Source organism: Xanthomonas euvesicatoria pv. euvesicatoria, from assembly GCF_020880415.1.
GTDB classification, from domain to species: domain Bacteria; phylum Pseudomonadota; class Gammaproteobacteria; order Xanthomonadales; family Xanthomonadaceae; genus Xanthomonas; species Xanthomonas euvesicatoria.
On the sequence record NZ_JAJIUJ010000099.1, the window covers coordinates 1 to 1,341 of the forward strand.

Here is a 1,341-nt window from a genome sequence, read left to right on the forward strand (position 1 = left end):
TCAAACCTCCAGTGCCATGTTTGCGGACCACATGGTGCTTGAGGGCGTTGAGGAACGCGCCCGCACCACCTGCAACCAAGCACGCAAAAATGCGATCCAGCGCAGCAGCCAGCGCAGGTTGTAGCCAGCGGCGCAGCCGAGCACGTGCAGTGCATCGCCTTGGGCGCCTTTGAGATGGCAGCGATTCAAGCGGCAGTCCTGTTTCAGATGTCCGATCACCGGCTCTACCGCTTGCCGTCGTTTGATCCAGCGCCATTGCCGCCGTGTCAGCGTGTTGGCCTTGCCACGATGCAGGATCTGCACACCTTCCACGTCGCGCCCGCGATACCCCAGGTCCACGATCGCCACCTGCGGTATCACATTCACATCCTGCAGCAGCCCGCGCGCCTGTTCCAGTTGCTCGGCCAGCGTGTCGCCGTCGTACGGGTTACCCGGGAAACTGCGCGCGCCCACGATCAAGCCCTTGCGCGCACTCACCGCAATGCCGACCTTGACGCCAAACTCGTACGGTTGACGCGCCTTGCCCTTGCTCATGCATTCCACTTCTGGCGCGTGCAACGCGTAGAGCTTTTGTTTGTCCTTGGGACGCTGTGTCAACAGCCGGTGTGCGCGCTCCAACCAGACACTGATGCCCTCATGCACCGACGGTTCCAGCCGGGCCAGCTTGCGTTGCAGATCGCGTAATACGCGTCCCAGGACCGTGCGTTGGCGTCGCAGCACCTTGCGCATGCGCTTGAACTGGCGCGCATGCGCATAGCGCCCGGCCTTGCGGCGCAACGCCGGACCTAGCCGCGCATAGCTCTGTCGCAGTGCGATGCCGTGTCGCTTGGCCAGCAGCACCAGCTTCTTGCGCGCCACCTCCAGCAAACCGCTGTCGGTGGGATGGGCGATTGCTTTTTCCTGCACGGTGGTGTCCACGATCACCCGCGACAACTCGCGCGCATCCACTGCCTTCATCACATGAGCGGTGTTGATGGTGTGCGCCAACAGCTCTTCCATCCCGGCTTCGCCCAGGCGCTGTCGCCAACGTGTCAGGGAGCTGGGATCGCACGGCAAGCAGGTCTGGAACACCACCTCACCGGTGAAGAACTGCCAATAAGGATTTTCCAGCCAGCGCTCGCACACCGCTTCATCGGACAGGCCGTAGGCGTGCTTGAGGTAGAGCAAGCCGGCGATCAGGCGCACCGGCAGTGCGGGCCGACCGCCTGTGCCGGGGGTAGCCGGCAACCGCGGCGACAGCGCCTGCTCCAACGCACTCCACGGCAGCCGATGAATCAGCTGGACCAGTGGATGGCGCAAGTCGATCTGGTTCTCCAGACGCGAACGAAACAGCTCATCGGC

At 63.5% G+C, this 1,341-nt stretch carries 1 protein-coding gene; it reads right to left on the reverse strand.

Annotation, left to right across the window (positions count from 1 at the left end; all coding sequences use genetic code 11):
- A partial coding sequence (locus LN450_RS16135; protein ID WP_228892896.1) for an IS5-like element ISXca5 family transposase occupies positions 1-1,341 on the reverse strand: 1,341 nt, incomplete at its 5' end.